Below are 21,460 nucleotides of genomic sequence, written 5' to 3'. Positions count from 1 at the left end.
ATAGGAGTCATAAGATGGTTAAATCAGTCAGAAAAAGAACGGCAACTAATTTTTTATCACTTGCAAGCGTGGAAATGTTAAACTTTATTTTTCCTCTTATTACGATGCCCTATTTGATCAGTGTATTAGGTATTCAAAATTATGGCTTGAACAGCTTTGTTCAAGCCGTCATGCAATATTTTATTATTGTTACAAACTATGGTTTTAATATTTCGGCTACCCAAGAAATTTCAGTTAATCGCCAAAATAAAGAGAAAATACGTTCAATTTATTCTAATGTGATTGTTTGTAAGCTGCTCTTAACAATGCTTTGCCTAATTATCTTATTAGTGATGATTTCATTTATACCAAAGATGAATGAGCAACCGATGTATTATTTGTTAATGTTTGGCATAGTTATTGGGAATGTTTTTTTGCCGGTCTGGTTTTTCCAAGGAATTGAGGAGATGCAAAGTATAGGCATCTTAAACTTTATTTCTAAAGCGATCTTTACGGCTGGTTTATTTGTTTTTGTCAAAACCGAAAGTGATTTGTATAATGTGGCCATCTTAAATTCGTTAGGTTATCTTGTGATTGGTATGATTGCATCATTAATTGTACGTTTTAAGTACAATGTTAAATTTAAATTGCCAAAAGTGAGTGAGCTAATTCAACAATATCGCAATTCGTGGCACTTATTCTTGTCAACTTTAGCGACAAGTGTGTACAACACAACAAATATTTTCGTTTTGGGATTAGTGGTAGGTGATACAGCTACTGGTTATTTTAATATCGCTAACACTTTGATAAGAGTTTGTTCAAGCATTGCAACACCCATTACACAAACCTTTTATCCAAAAGTGACTCAATTGGCTTTAGAATCTAAAGAATCTGCATTAAAACTAATTCAAAAAGTGTGGTTGATTGTTTCGGTGGTTTTCATTGCGGGATGCTTTATTCTATTAATTGGAACAGGACCAGTACTAACATTTTTATTTCAAAATAAATTTGATCATTCAGTGCGTTTGATTCAAATCATGTCCTTTTTACCCTTAATGGTAGCTTGGAGTAATATTTTAGGAATGATGACGATGACGACTTTCAATTTTAAAAAACAATTATCACGAATTTATCTGGTATCTGGATTGGTTAGTATTGTCAGTATTGTTGTCCTGACTCTTCTGTTTCAAGAAACTGGAACTGCAATTAACGCATTATTAATCGAAAGTTTAGTAACTATTTCAATGTATGCTTATTTGAAAAAACAACAGATTGATGTACCAAGAGGGAAATTAGAGGAGGAATCACTAAAATGAGTATACTAGTCACAGGTGCTAAGGGGCAGCTTGGAACAGAATTATGTCAGTTGTTAGATGAACAAGGAAAAAAATATTTGGCTGTAGGACAGGAAGAGCTAGACATAACGGACAAAAAGGAAGTAGAGACTTATTTTCAGACGCATCGGCCAACAATTGTGTACCATTGTGCGGCTTATACAGCAGTTGATAAAGCTGAAGATGAAGGAAAAAAGCTTAACGAAGAAGTTAATGTTGAAGGAACACGCAATATAGCAAAATCTTCTGAAGAAGTTGGGGCAATACTTATTTATATTAGTACAGATTATGTCTTTGATGGAAGTAAAAAAGATTATCAGTATCAAGTTGATGATAGACCTCATCCATTAAACGAATATGGTAGAGCAAAATTAGCAGGAGAACAGGCTGTTGAGAAGATCATGACTCGCTACTACATTATTAGAACATCATGGGTATTTGGTCAATTTGGTCCTAACTTTGTTTTTACGATGCAACGCTTGGCAAGGAATAATAAGGTTTTGACAATAGTCGATGATCAGTTTGGGCGTCCAACTTGGACACGAGATTTAGCAGATTTTATGGTTTATGCTGTTGATCAACAGATTGAGTATGGTATTTATCATTTTTCAAATGATAATAGCTGCAGTTGGTATGAGTTTGCTAAAGAAATATTGAAGAATGATTCAGTTGAAATTCAAGCAGTGAGATCAGCTGACTTTATTCAAAAAGCCGATAGGCCGAAGTATTCTGTTATGGACCTAAGTAAAGTTAAGGGAACGGGATTCATTATTAGAACATGGCAAGAGGCTTTAGAAAGTTTAATGAAATCGTTAGACTAGTGGGACTTTGGGGGAATTCATGTGTTTAATGCCTTGTATTTGTTTCTACCAAGCTTTTTTTGTTTGGTAGTTTTTTATTTATTTAAATCTTATAAGAAAGATATTGACTTTATTTATCTATATGGGACTCTTTTTTTTATTGGAAACATCTTGACTATCATAATACTAGTATCATTCAATTACGGTGCGGCTCTTCAACTTTTTATGAAGTATTTTGAGACTTATTACCTATCTATCGGATTCATAGTTAGTGCTTTTCTAATTTTTATTTATGAGTTTTTTGATCTGAAGTTTTTTAGAGGAGAACATTGGAAAAGGCTCAGTGTAAGTCGTGTTGCTTTATTAGTATTAAGTTTTAGTCTGTTGGTTATTGCTAGTTTTAGTCTATTAGGAAGCTTGTGGGTGATTTTTAATTTTGGACTGGTCACGCCAGAACAAATTTTATATCATATCTTAGCACCATTAGAAGGAACAAATGAAGAATTTGTCCATTCATTTATGAGAGAGGTATGTTTATATGCCATAGTCATTCCGTTTCCGATACTAGTTTTTCTTGATAATCCATCCAATTGCTTTATTGAAAAAAGTGATTATCTATTAGATGTTGTAAAGTCCAAAAAACACGTTGTATTAAACTCTATTAAAATGATGTCAATCTTGTTTATATCATTTATTTCAATAGTTTTAAGCGCTAGAATTGTTGATGCACAGGGGCTTTACAAATATCTAACCTCCTCTTCTTTTTTTATTGCAGACAATTATGTAGATCCTAAAAAAGTGGCGTTTCATTTTCCAGATAAAAAAAGAAATTTGGTATATATTTTCGTGGAATCGTTGGAGACGACGTTTACTAATAAAGAGATTGGCGGACAAATGACACAAGACGTTATTGAACCTCTAACTAAACTTTCAAGAGAAGGTATCTATTTTTCTGACAGTGACAAAGAATTTGGTGGGGCAGTTCAGCTACCTGGAACTGGTTGGACTATTGCCGGAATGGTCGCCCAAACAGCAGGTATCCCGTTAAAAATAGATACTGACGGAAGTGATTATAGCCAAGAATCATCAAAATCATTTTTGCCAGGGGCAACTACTCTAGGTGATCTCTTGATGCAGGAAGGCTATAACCAAATGATTATGGTTGGATCGGATTTAACTTTTGGTGGACGTGAAGCCTACTTGTCTCAGCATGGTAATTATAAAATATTTGATTATCATACAGCAAAGGAACGAAAATTAATTCCCGAAGAGTATAAAGAATGGTGGGGCTTTGAAGATAGTAAATTATTTGAATATGCAAAAGTAGAGCTAGAAAAGTTGTCCAATGAGAAAGCGCCATTCAATTTTACAATGTTAACTGCTAATACTCACCATGTCAGTGGGTATTTAGAAAAAGAGGCCTCTGAAAAGTTTAATGAACAATATGAAAATGTGTATTCTTACACAGCCGATCAGCTAGTAGAGTTCGTTTCTTGGATTAAGCAGCAAGATTTTTATGAGAACACAACGGTAGTAATTTCAGGCGATCATTTGAGTATGGATGGAAAATACTTTGAAAGAAAAGAAATCCAATTAGAGAAAAGACGAGTATTTAATTTATTTTTGAATAGTCAAGTAGAGCCCAAATTGACTAACAATAGACTTTTTAGCACAATGGACATGTTCCCTAGTACGCTGGCAGCATTAGGTGTATCTTTTGAGGAGGAACGCATTGGATTGGGAACAAATTTATTCTCAGAAAGTCCGACAATTTTGGAAGAGTATGGGTTAAATGAAACAAAGGAATATTTATCTCAGGGCTCAGATTTTTATACTATTAATTTGTTAAAAGAAAAATAGGGTAAAATGCTATTTCTTCGTTTAAATCTATCTAGTCTATTGTTGATAAAGTTTCATCCTGAGAATAGTTTATTCGCAAAAAACAGTGAAAATTTCCGATAACTCTTGAAATTGACTGTAGACACTATATAATGGAAGAAGTGAAGAATTGAAAAAATAAGTTGAGCAGGTGAAGATATTGAATAAAATCAAGATAATGACAGTCTTTGGTACCCGACCAGAGGCAATAAAGATGGCACCACTTATTAAAGAAATACAAGCTCAAGCTGACAAATTTGAGAGCATTGTAGTTGTGACAGCTCAACATCGAGAAATGTTAGATCAAGTCCTAAAAACATTTGAGATTGAACCTGACTATGATTTAAATATTATGAAAGATAATCAAAGTCTGGCAGATATTACGACTAATATCTTACTTCAATTGGAGAAGGTATTGGCTGAAACAACGCCAGATATTATTTTGGTGCACGGAGATACGACAACAACATTCGCTACTAGTCTCTCTGCATTCTATCATCAAGTTAAGATTGGACACGTAGAGGCAGGATTACGTACATGGCAAAAGTATTCTCCTTTTCCAGAAGAGATGAATCGACAGTTAACTGATGTTTTAAGTGATTTGTACTTCGCGCCGACTGAAGAAAGTCGTGATAATTTATTAAAAGAAAATATTAATCCTACAAAAATTACTGTAACTGGGAATACTGTAATTGATGCTCTACATTATACAATAAAGGATAGTTACTCTCATAAGGCACTTGAGAAAGTGGAGACAGATCGTAAGATGATTTTGCTGACCATGCACCGTCGTGAGAATCAAGGGGAACCAATGCGAGAGGTTTTTCAGGCGGTGAAACAAGTAGTAGATGAAAACGGGGACATAGAGGTTGTTTATCCTGTTCACTTAAGTCCAGTTGTTCAAAATTTGGCTAATACTTATCTAGGAGGGCATAAGCGTATTCATTTAATTTCTCCCTTAGAGGTAGAGGATTTTCACAATGTGGCTAATCAGAGTTACTTCATTATGACCGATTCTGGTGGTGTTCAGGAAGAGGCTCCCTCATTAGGGAAACCAGTATTAGTTTTGAGGGATACTACAGAGCGTCCAGAAGGAGTTAGAGCAGGAACTCTTAAGTTGATTGGAACAAAGTATGAGGACGTCTATAAAGGAATGAGAGAGCTTTTAGAAAATCAAAAAGAGTATCAACGGATGGCTGAAGCAAAAAATCCTTATGGAGATGGTCAGGCTAGTAAGTATATACTCGATGCTATTAGTAAGTCGTTTTCTGAATGATTTTGTTAATAATCTCAAATAATCAAACTACAGTAGTGGCTAATATGATATAATGGTTCTTATGTAAAAATTTAATTAGAGGAATTTTTGGAGGATATAAATGGAAGAAACAATAAGTTTGCAAGATATATTTGATATTATAAAAAAACGTTTTGCTTTAATATTAACGATGATGTTCTTAGGATTAGGTTTTTCGGCAGTCATAACCTATGTGCTTATGACACCAAAGTATAGTTCATCTACTCAGTTAATGGTTAAGTTACCACGACCAGCAGAAGGCGTTAATAGCAACGTCAATGATGTCAATTTTAATTTATATATGATTACGACTTATAAAGATTTTATAACTACTTCTAATATTGTTTCTGACATGGCTGCAGAAACAGTGGCAAAAGAATCAAACTTCAAGGGTAATGCGCGTGAAATTCAAGGCATGTTAGAAGTGGTTCAAGAACAAAATTCACAGATGTTTTCCATTAAAGCAACTTCATCTGATCCCAAAATTGCTCAAGTTGTTGCTAATACGGTTGCTAAGGTTTTTCAAGAGCAAGCAAAGGAAGTTATTGAGGTTGATAAAATATCGATTATTGCGCCTGCTAATTTGAATACAAGCCCTATTTCTCCAAATAATAAATTGAATTTGTTGATAGGGGTAGTATTAGGTTTGATGATAGGGATCGGCTTTGCTTTCTTAATGGAGTTGTTAGATAAAACTGTTAAGGATGATAAATATATAAAGGAAGTATTGGAATTTCCAATACTTGGCACTGTTCCAGAAATGACTGCCAAAGAATTGAGTGGAAAGGTAGTTCAACAGCCCATTGAAACGACTAATACTCGAAAACCCACAGCGACAGCGACTTCCAGTGATAGTGTCACCCCTCAAACGCGCCGTCAGCGAAATAGAGTTTAGAAAGAGGTAAAAGAATGTTTAAAAAGAAAGCGATAAAAGAAGCAACTCAAGCAGTTAGTTTAATTACACTGGCGGATCGAACCTCTCCTGTTTCAGAACAGTATCGGACAATTAGAACTAATATTCAATTTGCAATGATAGATAGAGAATTAAAAACTTTAATAGTTACGTCATCAGGTCCAGGAGAAGGTAAATCAACTACTTCGGCTAATTTAGCTGTAGTTTTTGCTAACTCAGGTGTTAGGACTCTTCTTGTAGATGCTGATTTACGGAAACCAACAGTTGCCAAAAGTTTTGGGTTACGTAATCATCATGGATTGAGCAATTTATTAAGTGAACGTGATTCTCAAATTCAAAACGTCGTCCAAAATTCTGGTATTGAAAATTTAACTATTTTGTCAAGCGGCCCAAAACCACCGAATCCTTCAGAAATGTTAGGTTCAATACGTATGCATACAGTAATTAAAGAAATGCGTGCCGCGTACGACTTAGTAATTTTTGATATGCCACCGGTTGTAGCGGTTACAGATGCCCAAGTTGTAGCATCACAAGTCGATGGAGCAATTATGGTTGTTCGTGAGGGAGTATCAAATAAAAATGCTTTATTAAAAGCAAAGAGCTTATTAGAGATGGTAAATGCTAATATGCTAGGTGTAGTATATAATGGATCTACGCGTAATGTTGACCAAGGTTACTATTATTATGGTGCATAAATAAAAAGAGGATGAGGAGTGAAAAGAATGATTGATTTGCATTGTCATATATTACCAGGAATAGATGATGGAGCAGGAAAATTGGAGGATTCCATCAATATGGCCAAAGTTGCTGTTAATAGTGGCATTACTCATATTCTCTGCACGCCTCATCATAATAATGGTACTTATCGTAATCAAAAGTATGATATAATTCAACAGGTTGCTGCTTTACAAAAAGAGTTGGATGTTCGTGAAATACCTCTAACTTTATTTGAAGGACAGGAAGTAAGAATTACAGGCGAATTACTTGGAGAGATTGATAATGATCAAATTTTATTTGCTGATATTGATGATCGTTACTTGTTAATTGAATTTCCAAGCAGTGATGTTCCAGCATTTACGGAACAACTTTTTTTTGATTTATTAAGTCGTGAAATTATTCCTATTATTGTCCATCCAGAAAGGAATGCGGTCTTTATTGATAATCCAAATAAAATTATCCCGTTTTTAGAGATGGGGGTCTTATCTCAAATGACAGCTCCAAGCTATGTTGGGGTTTTTGGGAAAAAAATTCAAAAAACAGCCCAAGTTATGTTAGAGCACAATTTAGTCCATATGTTGGCCTCGGACGCTCATAATATAGAGAAACGCTCCTTTTATGTTAAAGAAGCATATACTTTAATGGAAAAAGAATTTGGACATGAAAGAGTAATAGAGTTTAAAAAAATAGCAAAAGATATTATTAATGGTGATGATATTATGGTTCCAGGATTCATTAAAGTGAAAAAGAGTCGTTTTAGTTTTTTTTAGTAAGCATGGAAGAGTGGAAGAGGGGCTTTTTATTAATGAGTAGAAAAGTAAAAATTATGATTATACTAAGTATAGATTTGATATTAGTTATATTAGCAAATCTATTTTCTTATATATATATGAAACCATTCGTTATAGTGACTGGTCAAGTTTTGATAAAAGCTCTAATTATTCAATTGGTTTTGTATTTGATTTTAGGGCAATTTTTTAAAGTTTTTACACGAATTAATCGATATACGAGTTTAAAAGAACTAATAGCAATATTTTTCGCGTTATCAATTTCATATATGATTGAGATGATTTATTTTATATTTAGCGGTGATATTTATAGTCAGCGTTATATTTTTTTTACATACTTATTAAGCATGTTTGGAATATGTGCAAGTCGGATTGTTTGGCGTATTTTAATTGAATATCAAACTAGTAAGATTAAAGATAAAAGAAATCAAAAGAATACTATAATAGTTGGCGCTGGTGCTGGTGGTGGGATTTTATTAAATACTCTTAGGTCATCAATTACGAATAATCACATGAAAATTGTTGGTGTTGTTGATGATGCTCAAGATAAAGTAGGTACAATGTTCTACGGTAGCAAAGTTATTGGAAGGACTGATGACTTACCAATATTAATTGAAGAATATAATATTGAGAATGTTATAATTGCTATACCTTCTCTTAAACCAAAAGGATTTGAAAGGATTTTAGATATATTAAGAGATACATGTGTTTCAATAAAATCGATGCCGTCTATTGAACAAATAGTAAATGGTGATGTTAATGTGACTAAATTGAGAGAAGTTGATGTGATCGATTTACTAGGAAGAGAAGAAGTGAAATTGGATATGGAAGCAATCTCTGATCAACTTATGGGTAAGTCTATCTTAGTGACGGGAGCAGGAGGTTCCATTGGTTCAGAAATTTGTCGACAAGTAATTCGTTTTAGTCCCCAAAAAATTGTTTTAGTTGGTCATGGAGAAAATTCGATTTACTTAATTGAAAAAGATTTAAGAGGAAATGAGCGAAATAGTAATGTAGAAATAATCCCCATAATCGCAGATATTCAAGATAAGGAGAGGATATTTGCGATTATTAAAGAGTATCAACCGGATATAATTTACCATGCAGCTGCTCATAAACATGTTCCTTTAATGGAGGGAAATCCGACTGAAGCCGTTAAGAATAATATTTACGGAACAAAAAATGTTGCTGAAGCAGCTAAAGAAAATGATGTGAAGTCTTTTGTCATGATTTCGACGGATAAGGCTAATAATCCTCCAAATGTTATGGGAGCTACGAAACGTATCGCGGAAATGATTATTACTGGACTAAATGAACAAGGGAAAACAAAATTTTCAGCGGTTCGTTTTGGTAACGTACTAGGTAGTAGAGGGAGTGTTGTTCCTTTATTTAAAGAACAAATTGAATATGGAGGGCCAATAACTGTTACGGATTTACGTATGACAAGATACTTTATGACTATTCCAGAAGCAAGTAGATTGGTTTTGCAATCAGGAGCATTGGCTGAAGGTGGGGAAATTTTTATTTTAGACATGGGAGAACCAGTTAAAATAAGTGATTTGGCTAAGAAGATGATCAAATTGAGTGGCTGTACTGAAGATGAAATCGAAATTGTTGAGACTGGAATTAGACCGGGGGAAAAATTATACGAGGAATTATTAGTCGATAAAGAAAAATCTCCAAATCAGATTCATGACAAGATATTTGTGGGTAATATTACTGGTTATGAATCAAGTTATGTATTAGAATTTGTGCGTCATTTACCTCAAGAGAAGCAAAAATTAGCGGAAAAACTGATTGAATTTGCTAACAGCTCAAGTAAGAAGAAAAAGTAAAAATTGGAGAGTGGATAATGGATAGTAGAATCTTTTTATCATCCCCTCACATGAGTGAGGAAGGCTTTGAACAATATTATGTTAAACAAGCATTTGAAACGAATTGGATTGCTCCTCTTGGAGAAAATGTAAATAAGTTCGAGACTGAATTGTGTGAATATGTTGGATGTTCTCATGCTGCAGCTTTGTCATCTGGGACGGCGGGACTTCATTTAGCGTTAAAAGCTGTTGGAGTTGGCAGAGATGATATAGTACTTTGTCAGACACTTACCTTTTCAGCAACTGTAAATCCAATAATCTATCAAGGTGCAAGACCTGTTTTTATTGATAGTGATTATGATACATGGAATATGGATCCTATCGCTTTGAGAAAAGGATTAGAAAAATATCCTAACACTAAAGCAGTAATTGTTGTTCATCTTTATGGTTTAGTGGCTAATCTTGATGAGATTCTTTTAATTTGTAATGAGTTTAATGTTCCGTTAATTGAGGATGCTGCAGAGTCATTGGGTTCCACTTACAAAGGAAAACAAACAGGTGTTTTTGGAAAAATCGGAATCTTTTCTTTTAATGGTAATAAAATTATTACTACTTCTGGAGGTGGAATGTTAGTCTCTGATGATGAGAAGTTAGTAGAAAAAACTCGCTTTTGGGCTACACAGTCAAGAGACGAGGCACGACACTATCAACATAGTGAGATTGGCTATAATTACCGACTGAGTAATGTTTGCGCTGGCATTGGTAGAGGGCAGTTGAAAATTTTGAATAAAAGAATAAAAAAGAAAATTGAAATATATGATTATTATAAAAAAGAACTAGCTTATATCAATGATATTACGTTTATGCCCAATAATGATTGGTGCGAGCCAAATTTTTGGTTAAGTGTGATCCAGTTAGAAAATAAGCCGCCAGAAGAGCTGATTCTAGCTTTAGAAAAAGAAAATATTGAATCTAGACCACTTTGGAAGCCAATGCATTTACAGCCGATTTTTGAAAAGTATGATTATATTGGCGGGAATGTTTCGGAAACATTATTTAGTAAATGTATTTGTTTGCCTTCAGACACAAAAATGGATATTTATGAGATTAGAAGAGTGGTCAACGTAATTAAGAGAGTGTTTAAGGATGATAAATAATAGTGTTTATTTCAAATATTTTAAGAGACTAATAGATATTATTTTATCTTTGCTTGGGTTATTACTCTTATCTCCAGTAATGATTATAACTAGTTTAGCAATTAAAAAAAAATTAGGAACGCCAGTGATTTTTAGACAGGAGCGTCCAGGGAAAGATCATAAAATATTCTCAATGTACAAATTTAGAACAATGTCTGATGAGACAGATATAGATGGGGTTATGTTACCTGACAAGGAAAGGTTAACAAATTTTGGGAAATTTTTGAGATCAACGAGTTTGGATGAATTGCCAGAGCTATTTAATATTTTAAAAGGAGATATGTCGATAATTGGTCCGAGACCGCTACTAGTCGATTATTTGTCATTGTATAATAGGGAGCAAAAAAAACGTCATTTAGTTCGCCCTGGATTGACAGGTTTGGCTCAGGTAAATGGCCGAAATGAAATAAGTTGGGAAGATAAATTTAAATTAGACGTAGATTATGTTAACAACATAACTTTTGCGAATGATTGTAAAATACTTATTTTAACAGTAAAAAAAGTATTCCAACGAGAAGGGATAACATCTATTAGCAGCAGTACAGTGGAAAAATTTGAAGGAAATAGTAATAAAATTAATAAGTAAAGAAAGCCAGTTGAAGTAGAGGGAAATTTTAACAAATTGAAAGTATTAAATGAGTAGGAGATTAGCTAGTGAAAAAAATATGGATTTTGAATCATTATGCTATTGATATGTATTTTAATAGAGGTGGAAGACACTATGAGTTTGCTCGTAAACTTATAGAAAAGGGATATGAAATAACTATATTTTGTTCAAACGTTAGCCATACTAATAATGAAAGTATGCCAGTTTATGGAAAATATATGCAAGATAATATAGATGAGATAAAGTTTATTTTTGTTCCGACCAAAAAATATAGTAAAAATAGTTTTAGCAGAATAATAAATATGATGCAGTTTTATTTTAGAATGAAGGGGATAGGTGAACATGTTGCAAAAAAGGAAGGAAAGCCAGATATCATTATCGGTTCTAGTGTTCATCCGCTGACAATGCTACGAGGAATATTTCTATCTAGAAAATTTAAAATTCCAAATGTTTGTGAAATTCGAGATCTGTGGCCAGAAGCAATTTTCAAATTTAGTAAGCTATCGCGAAATCATCTTCTTGGAAGAATGCTCATGCGAGGTGAGCATTGGATTTATAGGAGTACAGATGCGATAATTTTTACTAAAGAAGGGGATATTGACTACTTGAGGGAGAATTATTGGACTTTGGATACAGGCGGAGATATTGATCAAAATAAAATTTTTTATATAAATAATGGAGTGAATTTAAATAAATATTATGATTTGGAAAAAAATTATTTCTTTGATATTGATTTAGAAAATGAGAAAAAGAAGATTGTTTATACTGGATCTCTGAGACCAGTTAATGATGTTAATAAGTTGATTGAAGTAGCTGAATTGTTAAAAGACAACACTGAAATTATTTTTTTAATATATGGAGAGGGTTCAGAAAAAAATAGATTGATAGAATCAATAAAGAAAAAGAATTTAACTAATATAATTATAAAAGGTAGTGTTGAAAAAGAAAAGATACCATATATTCTTAGTAGATCAAGTTTGAATTTGCTACACTATTCTGAAAATTTATATGATTGGTCAAGAGGAAACAGTTCTAATAAGTTGTTTGAATACTTAGCTTCAGGAAAAACAGTAGTGTCTACTGTAAAAATGGGGTATTCAGTTTTAGAAAAGTATAAGTGCGGAATTGAATCGGTTAGTAACGATGCTAATGATATAGCTGATGCTATATTAAGTATAATTAATAATCCTCATTTTGCTAAGACGTTAGGCGAAAATGCTAAAGAAGTTGCTAAACAGTTTGATTTTGGAACTTTAACTGATGAATTAGAAATGGTTTTGTGTAAGACGGAAGGATATTATTATGATAAGAAATAGCCAAACTCTGAATAGTATTCTATGTTCCGTATTAATCTTTATTGGAACATTATTAATACCAATGAAAAATTTTTTTAATTCAGGAAGTATTGTCTATGTAGTAACAATTTTTCTCATTGTTTTATTTTTATGGAATAATGGATTAAATTTACGAATTTTTTTTACACTCTTAATTATAAGTATATTTTTTTTGTTTAGTGCTGTTTTTTTCGGAAATACTGCTAGTGTACTGGAAATCTATTTGAATTTTTTCAAATTTGGCTTTATATACTACTGGTTTTTTTCTGGAATATCAGATGTTAATATTTTTTCAAAAGTTTTTCTAGTAGTGTCTTTATTTGCTTCTCTAATTATTTTTCTCGAAATATATTTTTTTAAGAGAGAAATAAATTATATGTCTATTGGGGTAGATCTTACATTTATTTTGGTCGCATCATTGTTATATTTGATAGTAAACAGTGATGTTAGGTTTAAACCAGTATTCATTTTGTGGTCTTTTTTTCTAATGATTTTTTGTCTAGTATATGGAAATAGAATGTCAGCCGTTAGTATGATGCTGATATTTGTTTATTATTTTATGTCTAAAGATGTTACAAAACGAGTAAAGAATCAAATGTTAAAAACAGGAGCTTTATTGGGTTTATTTACTATTATATTATACACATATAAAGCCCTCGTCAATTGGGTCTGGAGTTTTCTTGTTTCCAAAGGAATTACTTCTTATTCTCTATTTAAAATTAAAGCTATGATAGAAAATAATGATTTTGACGTGATTTCTTCTGGTAGAGATAGTTTATATTTGTTTGCTTTAGAAACAATAAAAAATAATAATTTAATGCCAGTAGGGGTTGGTTATTTTAGTGTTAATACGAATTTTCTTTATCCACATAATATATTTCTTGAATTATTCTTAGACTTTGGTTTTTTTGCATTTCCACTTATTATTTTAACTGTAAATTGGATGATATCTAGTATTAAAAGATGCTCTAAGAATACTAAATTCTTGATAAATGTATTTCTTATTTTTGCTTTTAGTAGATTATTGGTAAGTTCTTCATATTGGCTAGAGCCTTCTTTATGGAGTGCCTTTGGTTTGATTTTTACTAATGGTAGGAGGCGTTCATAGTTTATGAAAAAAATATATGTCTTGGTTGAGGCGTATCCCAATTTGGATGGCGAAAGAAAAATGAATTATGTCCATACTAGACATATTAGGTACATTTCTGAAGGTTTTCAAATACAAGTGATTTGTTTTACTGCAGGTAAAGATTATGTGATTGATGGTGTTCATGTGACTAACTCAGATAACTTAGATCAAAAATTTTCTTGTGATATTGAGCTTAACTCAATCCTAATATGCCACGCTCCAAATCTTAGACATCATTATAAAGTTTTAAAGAAATATGAAAGCTTATTTTGTAAAATAATTCTATTTTTTCATGGTCATGAGATACTATATATTAATAAATACTATCCTAAGCCATATAACTATATGAGAAATGAAATTAAACGATTATTTCAAAATGTATATGACTTTATTAAGTTGCATGTATGGAAAAAATATTTACTTAGTAATTCCAATATTCATTCTATATTTGTTAGTAAGTGGTTTGCGAATGAAGTAATGAATAGTTTTAAATTAGATAAAAATCAAAGAATAAATTTTGAAGTCATTAATAATTCTGTAGGAAACTTTTTTGAAGTGAATAGTTACAAACCTAGCTACCCATTAAAATATGATTTTATTACAATACGTAATAATTTTGATCAGTCAACTTATTGTATAGACTTAATAAGTGATTTAGCATTAAATAATTCGAACCTAACTTTTTTAGTTATAGGAAAAGGACAGTTTTTCAATTATAATAGCAAACCAGATAATATGATGATTATTGATACAGAATTAACACACGATGAGCTTTCTAGGTATATAAACCAAAGTAAAGCAGCATTAATGCCCACTAGACAAGATACACAAGGGGTTATGGCGTGTGAATTGGCAACGTTTGGTATACCGACAATAACGTCTAGAATAGCTGTCACAGAAGAGATTTTTTTATCTTTTGAAAATGTTTATTTAATTGATAATAGTTTTAAGGACTATAATAGCTTTATCAGAAAAAATATTCCGTTACAAGTAGCAACTCGAAAAAATAAATCTTATTTTTCAACGCGTACTATAGAAAAAGAATGTGAATTTATTAGGAAAGGGGAAAAGTAGTAGTTGAAGAAGATATTAATTGTGACGCATTGGTTTTATCCCGATCAAGTTCCTAGAGCATTTAGAAGTTTTGAGCTTTACAAAGGTCTTTTAAGAAAAGAATATGAAGTAGATGTAATTGCCTCTAAAGAAAAAAAATTCTATAAATCGAATTTTGAATTAGAAACCGCCAGTGCACCAAATAAATTAACTAGACCTACTAAAGTAACAATTAAAAATCGAATTAAAAAACATTATTTTTTCAGTTTTATTTTGAAATTTCTATTGTATTTTATTGGGGAATTACCGTTTCTTACAAGAAGAAAATATTTGCTTGAAACGTTAAAAAGAATAGATATTAATGACTATGATAGAATCATTGTAATTTCATTACCATTTTATACTGCATACTATACTTCTAAATACTTAAATAGAATAAAATGGAGCGGAAGAAAAATCTTAGATTTGGGTGACCCTTTTTATGGTTATCAAGTAAAGCGAGCGTTCTATTTTAAAGACATTCAAAAGGCTGTGTTGAATGTCTTTGATTATATAACTGTGCCTATTATCGAATCATTATCTTATTACTATCCCTATGTTCCTTCGGAAAAGTTACAAATAATACCACAGGCTTTTGATTTAAATGAAGCTAATATTGGAAAATATAGGAGAAATGATGTTCCTACATTTGGATATGCTGGAACATTTTATGCAGATATAAGAAATCCTAGAAAGTTATTAGACCATCTAGAACAATTGGAAGAAGATTTTATTTTTGAAATATATACAAAAAAGGATTCCAATATATACTATAATTTATTGCGTCCATATGAAGAAAGAATGAAAGGGAAAATTGTTATACATGAGCCTATTGAACGTCTAGAATTGATATATAACTTTAGTAAAATGGATTTCTTAATAAATTTGGAAAATTTATCAGGCGTACAAATACCATCTAAACTTATAGATTATGCTTTGACCAAACGCCCTATATTATCTATTATGCCTTCGGATGATAATCTTGAAAATTTAAAATTATTTATTCAAGGAGATTATAGTAAACAGACTTTAGTGGATTTAAATGATTATGACATTAACATTGTAACAGAAAAGTTTCTTACTCTTCTGGAGGAGCACTAATATGATTGATAAATTGAAAAGTTCAAGTTTTTTTAAATCTATTTTTCAGTTAGCTTTAGGTTCAATTATCGCTCAACTAGTAGTTGTTGCAATTTCACCTTTTATAACGAGAATATATTCGGTCGAAGAGATGGGGCAATATGCGTTGGTTCTTACAGTTACATCTATTTTTGGTTCAGTTATTAATTGGAAATATGATGTTGCAATAGTGACATGCGATGAAGTTGATGTTACTGAATTAATTAGTACATCTATTGTATCGTCTATAATAAGTGTAGTGATAATAAGTTTTAGTTTATCAATTTATACATTTCATTCTAGTGTAAATTATACTTTACCAATGATTTTGATGATTAGTCTACTACTATTTTTTATGGGAGTAACCAATATTTTAATAGGGTATAATAATAGAATGAAAGAGTATAAGCTTATTTCACAAATAAATGTTGTCAGGACGTCTAGTCAGAATATTTTCCTGTTAGCTTTTGGTTTTTTTAAGCTAGGCGTACTGGGGATGATTAGTTCTCAGATAATTGGAATTTTATTTGGAACAAAAAAACAACTACAGAGCCTTAGGAGAGATAAACTTAAACTCAAATTTTCTTGGGCTAGTACATTTAGAACATTTAAAAAGTATAAAAAATTTCCTATATATTCTTTGCCAGCTAATATTACCAATAATTTGTCTTACTCAATTCTAAATTTTTTTATTTCTATATTGTATGGATTGGAAGCTCTTGGATTTTATTCCATCACATTTAGAATTCTAGGACTTCCTTTATCACTTGTTAGTGCCAATGTTTCAAAAGTTTTTTTTAGAGACGCACTTGAAGAAAAAAAAAATACAAGTAATTTTAAAAATACATTTTTTAAGTCAACAATTTTCTTAGCAAGTATGGCAATACCTATGATAATAGTATTAATGTGTTTCGGTCCTATACTATTTCAAACTTTTTTTGGTTCAGAGTGGTATGTAGCTGGAGAGTATGCAAGAATTTTAGCCCCCATGTTTGGAGTTAGGTTGGTTGTTAGTGCGTTAACGCAAGGTTTTATTATTGCTGGTAGGCAAAACTTGGAGTTATTTTTTCAAATATTGTTTTTAACAAGCTCAGTTTTAAGTTATATAATTTCTTTGGGCCTATCACTTGATATTAAAATATTTTTGATAATATATTCGGTAATAAATACATGTGCATATTTAGCTTTGTATTTTTGCTTATTCTTACTTAGTAGAGGAGAAAAAAATGATTAATATAATTGGTTTAGGTTATATTGGATTACCAACAGCCTTAATTTTGGCTGCTGCGGGTAACAAAGTTGTTGGTACTGACTATAATGAAGAGGTAGTTTCAAAATTGAGTAGGAGAGAGCTAACTTTTGAAGAAGAAGGTTTAGAAGAACTATTTAAAAAGGCCTTGTCAAAAGAAATTGTTTTTTCTAATAATTATGTATCAACTGATTTCTATATTGTGACAGTTCCAACCCCTTATGATAAACAAAATAAGAAAATTGATCCTTCATATGTTATATCTGCAACAAAACAAATTTTAGATATTTGTGAAAAAGGAACTATTTTAGTGATTGAATCAACTGTGTCACCTGGAACAATTGATAAATTCATTAGGCCTTTAATTGAAGAGTCAGATTTAACACTGAATGAAGATATATTTTTAGTGCATGCTCCTGAACGAATTTTACCAGGGAAAATGATTGTTGAATTAGAGAACAATTCTAGAACTATTGGGGCAGACTTACCTGAGATTGCTGAAAAAGTAAAGGCTGTTTATTCTACGTTTTGTAAAGCTGAAATTGTTTGTACGGATATACGAACAGCTGAAATGAGTAAGGTTGTGGAAAACACATTTAGAGCTGTTAATATAGCATTTGCTAATGAACTTACTAAGATTGCTCGTTACGACAATCTTAATGTTCATGAAATAATTAGAATTGCAAATATGCATCCACGAGTAAATATTCTAAACCCAGGTCCAGGAGTGGGGGGCCATTGTATTCCTGTAGATCCATGGTTCTTAGTTGGTGACTATCCTAGGCTAACAAAGATAATATCTACGGCGTTGGAAATAAATGAGTCAATGCCTGAACTTGTTTTGAAAAGAATTCATGATATTATGAAAGAACATAGTATACTAGATAAAAACAAAGTAGGTATTTATGGACTTTCTTATAAACAAGATGTTGATGATTTTAGAGAGAGTCCAACACTGCAAATGTTTGAAAAAATGGAAGAAAACTTTGCCACTCCATTTAGAGTTTATGATCCTATGATTAATAAAAAAATAGTGGATACACAGGAATTTGATTTTACAACTTTTGTACAAAAAAGTGAGCTTCTTGTTTTGATGGTACCACATTCACAAATTAAGGACAGTGCTGAAGTATTAGCTAATAAAGTAGTTTTGGATATACACAATCTATTTGATTTTACATATAAATTATAGAAACACTATGGAGAGTTAGAATGAGAAATAATGTAAATATTAGGTATATGATCAGAAGTAATTGATACGGTTTAGCGTTATTAAAAGACGTTATATATAATGCCCCGATAAAAAGACCAGCGAACTGAAATGGACGCTATGGGCAAGGTTTAATGAAAGAATGTGGATGGAGAAGTTAATATTTTATAAATAGAAAATTTTGGTTTAATTTATTAGATGTTTGAAAATCAGCTAATAATTAATTTGATCTAAATATTGTTGATAAAACTTTCTTCCAGATATTACTTTAATCGAGTAAGACTGAAGCTATGTATGTTTTTGTCGAATTGTTAGTTTCTCTACTTCTTATAGAGGTATAAAGAGAAAACTTTTTGAATCATATCCTATAAAAAGGTTAGGTGGAAAATTGATGATCCCTATTTTATTGATGGGTGGTGGCGGTCATTGTAAAAGTGTGATAGATACCATTGAGAGAGCAGGAGTTTACAATGTAGTGGGAATTACTGATTTAGTTGAAAAAAAAGGAAGAAAAGTGAGTGTTTATCCAATTGTTGGTACAGAAGAAGATCTGGGCTACTGGTATAAAGAGGGCGTGAAAAATTGTTTTATTACATTAGGAAGTATTGGCAACTCGGAGGTTAGAGAAAGATTATTTCTAAAAGCTAAGAAAATTGGTTTTTCTTTTCCAGTTATCAAAGATATTAGTGCTATAATTTCTAAAGGAGTTAATATTGGTGAAGGGAGTTTTATTGGTAAAGGAGCAATTTTAAATACTGATGTAAGAATTGGAATAAATACTATTATTAACACAGGAGCGATCATTGAGCATGACTGCGAAATTGGTGATTTTTCACATATTTCTCCTGGGGCCACTCTTAGCGGAAGTATTAGGGTGGGATATCATAGTCATATCGGAACTAACTCTACCGTGATTCAAGGATTAGAAATTGGTAATAAAACTATTATTGGTGCTGGAAGTGTTGTGATAAAAAATATAGAAGATAATACGATTGCTTATGGTAACCCTTGTAAAGCAAGGCATTAATTGATATCAAAGATAGCTTCTGTATATTAAATGTAGCCATTGAGTTCATCAAATTTTCTTTTAGATACTTCTTCATTCACAGAGATGGTGAATGAAGAAGTAATCATTATTATGTATTCGGTTCTATAATTCTGTCCTATCTTTCTCAGTTTCCTTTATGATATAGATAGGTCTTTTTTTTGTTTCCATAAATATCTTGCCAAGATATTTTCCAATAATACCCAAACTTAAGAGCTGCATCCCACCAACAAATAAAAATATAGATACCATAGAAGGCCAACCAGAAGTGGGATCGCCATAAATCATCGCTCTAATAATAATAAAAATTAACGCAATACCTGAAAAGACACAAGAAAGTGCGCCAACAAATGAGGCAATATTTAGGGGGGTATCAGAAAAATTTACAATACCATTAATGGAATAGTCAAGTAACTTCCAGAAGGACCAAGAAGTTTCACCAACTTGTCGTTCACGATTTTCAAAAGAGATATATTCTGTCTCGAAACCAACCCAGCTAAAAATCCCTTTAGAAAAGCGATTATATTCTGATAATTCTAAAATGGCATCAACCATTTGACGTGTCATTAATCTAAAATCTCTAGCACCGTCCACCATCTCTGTGTCGCTGATTTTATTTATTAATTTGTAAAACTGTTTAGCAAAAAAACTTCTGATCGGAGGTTCTCCTTTTCTATCTGAGCGACGTGTTCCGACGCAATCAATAGATTTACTGGTTAATAATTCAATCATTTCTGGAAGTAATTCGGGTGGATCTTGTAAATCAACATCCATTAACGTAATAAGTTCACCAGTCGAATTCTGTAATCCAGCATAAATTGCTGATTCTTTTCCAAAGTTTCTTGAGAAGGAGATATAGCGAATATTTTTATCAGCTTTGTGTAGAGACTTGATAACTTCTAAAGATTTGTCTATAGAACCATCGTTAACAAAAATATACTCAAAACGATATTGCAAAGTTTCTCTTACTTTTTCCATTTCTTTATAAAAAAGTGGGATAGCTTCTTCTTCATTGAAACAGGGGATGATTATTGATAATGTTTTATACATCAGTGTTTAAATTCCTTTCTGGTTTATTTATAAATGTAGTTTTAGATAAACTATACTAGTAAATAAACCCTACCTTGTTAGTATACTTTAAGACGTCAGTTCATTCAACTCTATGAAGAAAGATTACTTCTTTGTTTTGATCACTAATTGAGTCATGTATGTTTGATTAACTGAATTTAAGACCATCGTTTCCTTGGTTTAAGGAAATAAATAGTGTAAAATTAAGTTTATTGTTGATAGTCAATGACTAATGATATAGGTCAGGGTCTTAATTATTTTTGAACATGTGTTGTAATGGCTTAGTAAAGAAAAGACTGATTGAAGAACTGTCTAAATTATGAAACAAGTGACTCGCGTTGATTTCGTGAGACGTTGAAATCGTAAAAGGCTAAAACTAAATACGGATTCAGAACTTTAATTTACTTTAAAGTATGACGATGTTTGAAAAAATACAGGAATTTATTTAAAAGGAGTTTTCAAATGGAAAAGTTGAAGCAATACTTAATGTCGTTTAATTTTATGAATGAAGAGAGATATGCCATTTTTATGTACTTAGTGATGGGTGGCATTACGACTGCGATAAATATTATTGTTTTTTGGTTATGTAATAGTATTCTAGGAGTCACATATTCTGTTGCAACTGTTATTGCCTGGGCTTTTTCAGTTTTATTTGCTTACATTTCTAACAAATTATATGTGTTTGAAAGTAAAAATATCTCCATTAGAACATTGATTACAGAGCTACTGTCTTTTATTGGTTTTAGACTTCTTTCATTGTTAATCGATTTATTGGTAATGTATGTCTGTGTTAGTTTGTTAAGTATAAATGCTACGATTGCTAAAGTGTTAGCAAATATTGTAGTACTAATAATCAATTATGCTTTTAGTAAGTGGTTTATTTTTAAAAAATAA

General features: G+C 31.6%; 19 protein-coding genes. 18 read left to right on the top strand and 1 reads right to left on the bottom strand.

From position 1 onward, the window contains the following. The first annotated feature begins 14 nt into the window (after positions 1 to 14). The 17 genes from AC5KOD_RS17690 to AC5KOD_RS17610 all read left to right on the top strand — a co-directional run bounded on the left by AC5KOD_RS17690 (position 15) and on the right by AC5KOD_RS17610 (position 19,480). Positions 15 to 1,295 (top strand): flippase, encoded by a 1,281-nt coding sequence (locus AC5KOD_RS17690; protein WP_496915909.1) that lies wholly within the window; start codon positions 15 to 17, stop codon positions 1,293 to 1,295. Beyond that, positions 1,292 to 2,134 carry a dTDP-4-dehydrorhamnose reductase gene (gene rfbD / locus AC5KOD_RS17685; RefSeq protein WP_496915908.1) on the top strand — a complete coding sequence of 281 codons (843 nt, stop codon included), beginning with the start codon at positions 1,292 to 1,294 and terminating at the stop codon, positions 2,132 to 2,134. The genes AC5KOD_RS17690 and rfbD overlap by 4 nt, the downstream gene beginning before the upstream one ends. Before the next feature lie 402 nt (positions 2,135 to 2,536). Beyond that, complete coding sequence (locus tag AC5KOD_RS17680) at positions 2,537 to 3,973, top strand: LTA synthase family protein (protein ID WP_496915907.1); 1,437 nt, start codon at positions 2,537 to 2,539, stop codon at positions 3,971 to 3,973. Between the two features lie 178 nt (positions 3,974 to 4,151). After that, positions 4,152 to 5,267, top strand: a complete 1,116-nt coding sequence (gene wecB / locus AC5KOD_RS17675; RefSeq protein WP_496915906.1) for a non-hydrolyzing UDP-N-acetylglucosamine 2-epimerase — start codon at positions 4,152 to 4,154, stop codon at positions 5,265 to 5,267. Positions 5,268 to 5,367: 100 nt separating this feature from the next. After that, positions 5,368 to 6,180 (top strand): YveK family protein, encoded by an 813-nt coding sequence (locus AC5KOD_RS17670; RefSeq protein WP_496915905.1) that lies wholly within the window; start codon positions 5,368 to 5,370, stop codon positions 6,178 to 6,180. A 14-nt stretch (positions 6,181 to 6,194) separates the two neighbouring features. Then, a complete protein-coding gene (locus AC5KOD_RS17665) occupies positions 6,195 to 6,893 on the top strand; it encodes a CpsD/CapB family tyrosine-protein kinase (protein ID WP_496915904.1) in 699 nt (232 codons plus the stop codon). A 27-nt stretch (positions 6,894 to 6,920) separates the two neighbouring features. Continuing rightward, on the top strand, positions 6,921 to 7,685 hold the full coding sequence (locus tag AC5KOD_RS17660; RefSeq protein WP_496915920.1) for a tyrosine-protein phosphatase: 765 nt from the start codon (positions 6,921 to 6,923) through the stop codon (positions 7,683 to 7,685). A gap of 35 nt (positions 7,686 to 7,720) precedes the next feature. Then, positions 7,721 to 9,538: a polysaccharide biosynthesis protein gene (locus tag AC5KOD_RS17655; protein ID WP_496915903.1), complete on the top strand. Its 1,818-nt coding sequence runs from the start codon at positions 7,721 to 7,723 to the stop codon at positions 9,536 to 9,538. A 17-nt stretch (positions 9,539 to 9,555) separates the two neighbouring features. Next, a complete protein-coding gene (locus tag AC5KOD_RS17650) occupies positions 9,556 to 10,674 on the top strand; it encodes a DegT/DnrJ/EryC1/StrS family aminotransferase (RefSeq protein WP_496915902.1) in 1,119 nt (372 codons plus the stop codon). Continuing rightward, a complete protein-coding gene (locus AC5KOD_RS17645; protein ID WP_496915901.1) occupies positions 10,664 to 11,299 on the top strand; it encodes a sugar transferase in 636 nt (211 codons plus the stop codon). The genes AC5KOD_RS17650 and AC5KOD_RS17645 overlap by 11 nt, the downstream gene beginning before the upstream one ends. A 68-nt stretch (positions 11,300 to 11,367) precedes the next feature. Beyond that, positions 11,368 to 12,636: a glycosyltransferase family 4 protein gene (locus AC5KOD_RS17640; protein ID WP_496915900.1), complete on the top strand. Its 1,269-nt coding sequence runs from the start codon at positions 11,368 to 11,370 to the stop codon at positions 12,634 to 12,636. Next, a complete protein-coding gene (locus tag AC5KOD_RS17635) occupies positions 12,623 to 13,762 on the top strand; it encodes an O-antigen polymerase (protein ID WP_496915899.1) in 1,140 nt (379 codons plus the stop codon). The genes AC5KOD_RS17640 and AC5KOD_RS17635 overlap by 14 nt, the downstream gene beginning before the upstream one ends. A 3-nt stretch (positions 13,763 to 13,765) precedes the next feature. After that, positions 13,766 to 14,857: a glycosyltransferase family protein gene (locus AC5KOD_RS17630; RefSeq protein WP_496915898.1), complete on the top strand. Its 1,092-nt coding sequence runs from the start codon at positions 13,766 to 13,768 to the stop codon at positions 14,855 to 14,857. Positions 14,858 to 14,860: 3 nt separating this feature from the next. Continuing rightward, entirely contained in the window at positions 14,861 to 15,976 is a 1,116-nt protein-coding gene (locus tag AC5KOD_RS17625; protein ID WP_496915897.1) for a glycosyltransferase family protein, read from the top strand. 1 nt (position 15,977) lies between these two features. Further along, positions 15,978 to 17,228, top strand: coding sequence for a lipopolysaccharide biosynthesis protein (locus tag AC5KOD_RS17620; RefSeq protein WP_496915896.1), 1,251 nt, complete (start codon positions 15,978 to 15,980; stop codon positions 17,226 to 17,228). Beyond that, on the top strand, positions 17,221 to 18,435 hold the full coding sequence (locus tag AC5KOD_RS17615; RefSeq protein ID WP_496915895.1) for a nucleotide sugar dehydrogenase: 1,215 nt from the start codon (positions 17,221 to 17,223) through the stop codon (positions 18,433 to 18,435). The genes AC5KOD_RS17620 and AC5KOD_RS17615 overlap by 8 nt, the downstream gene beginning before the upstream one ends. 409 nt (positions 18,436 to 18,844) lie before the next feature. Then, positions 18,845 to 19,480 (top strand): acetyltransferase, encoded by a 636-nt coding sequence (locus tag AC5KOD_RS17610; RefSeq protein WP_496915894.1) that lies wholly within the window; start codon positions 18,845 to 18,847, stop codon positions 19,478 to 19,480. A gap of 123 nt (positions 19,481 to 19,603) precedes the next feature. Here AC5KOD_RS17610 and AC5KOD_RS17605 read toward each other — a convergent pair whose 3' ends face one another. After that, the gene (locus AC5KOD_RS17605; RefSeq protein WP_496915893.1) at positions 19,604 to 20,548 is read right to left on the bottom strand and encodes a glycosyltransferase family 2 protein; all 945 of its coding nucleotides are present in this window, start codon (positions 20,546 to 20,548) and stop codon (positions 19,604 to 19,606) included. A gap of 480 nt (positions 20,549 to 21,028) precedes the next feature. On the opposite strand from AC5KOD_RS17605, the gene AC5KOD_RS17600 reads away from it, so the two are divergent. Further along, positions 21,029 to 21,460: a GtrA family protein gene (locus AC5KOD_RS17600; RefSeq protein WP_496915892.1), complete on the top strand. Its 432-nt coding sequence runs from the start codon at positions 21,029 to 21,031 to the stop codon at positions 21,458 to 21,460.

The sequence above is a fragment of the Vagococcus sp. WN80Y genome (assembly GCF_059621045.1).
Note: the sequence above shows the minus strand (reverse complement) of the source record. Positions and strands in the feature narration are given on the sequence as shown.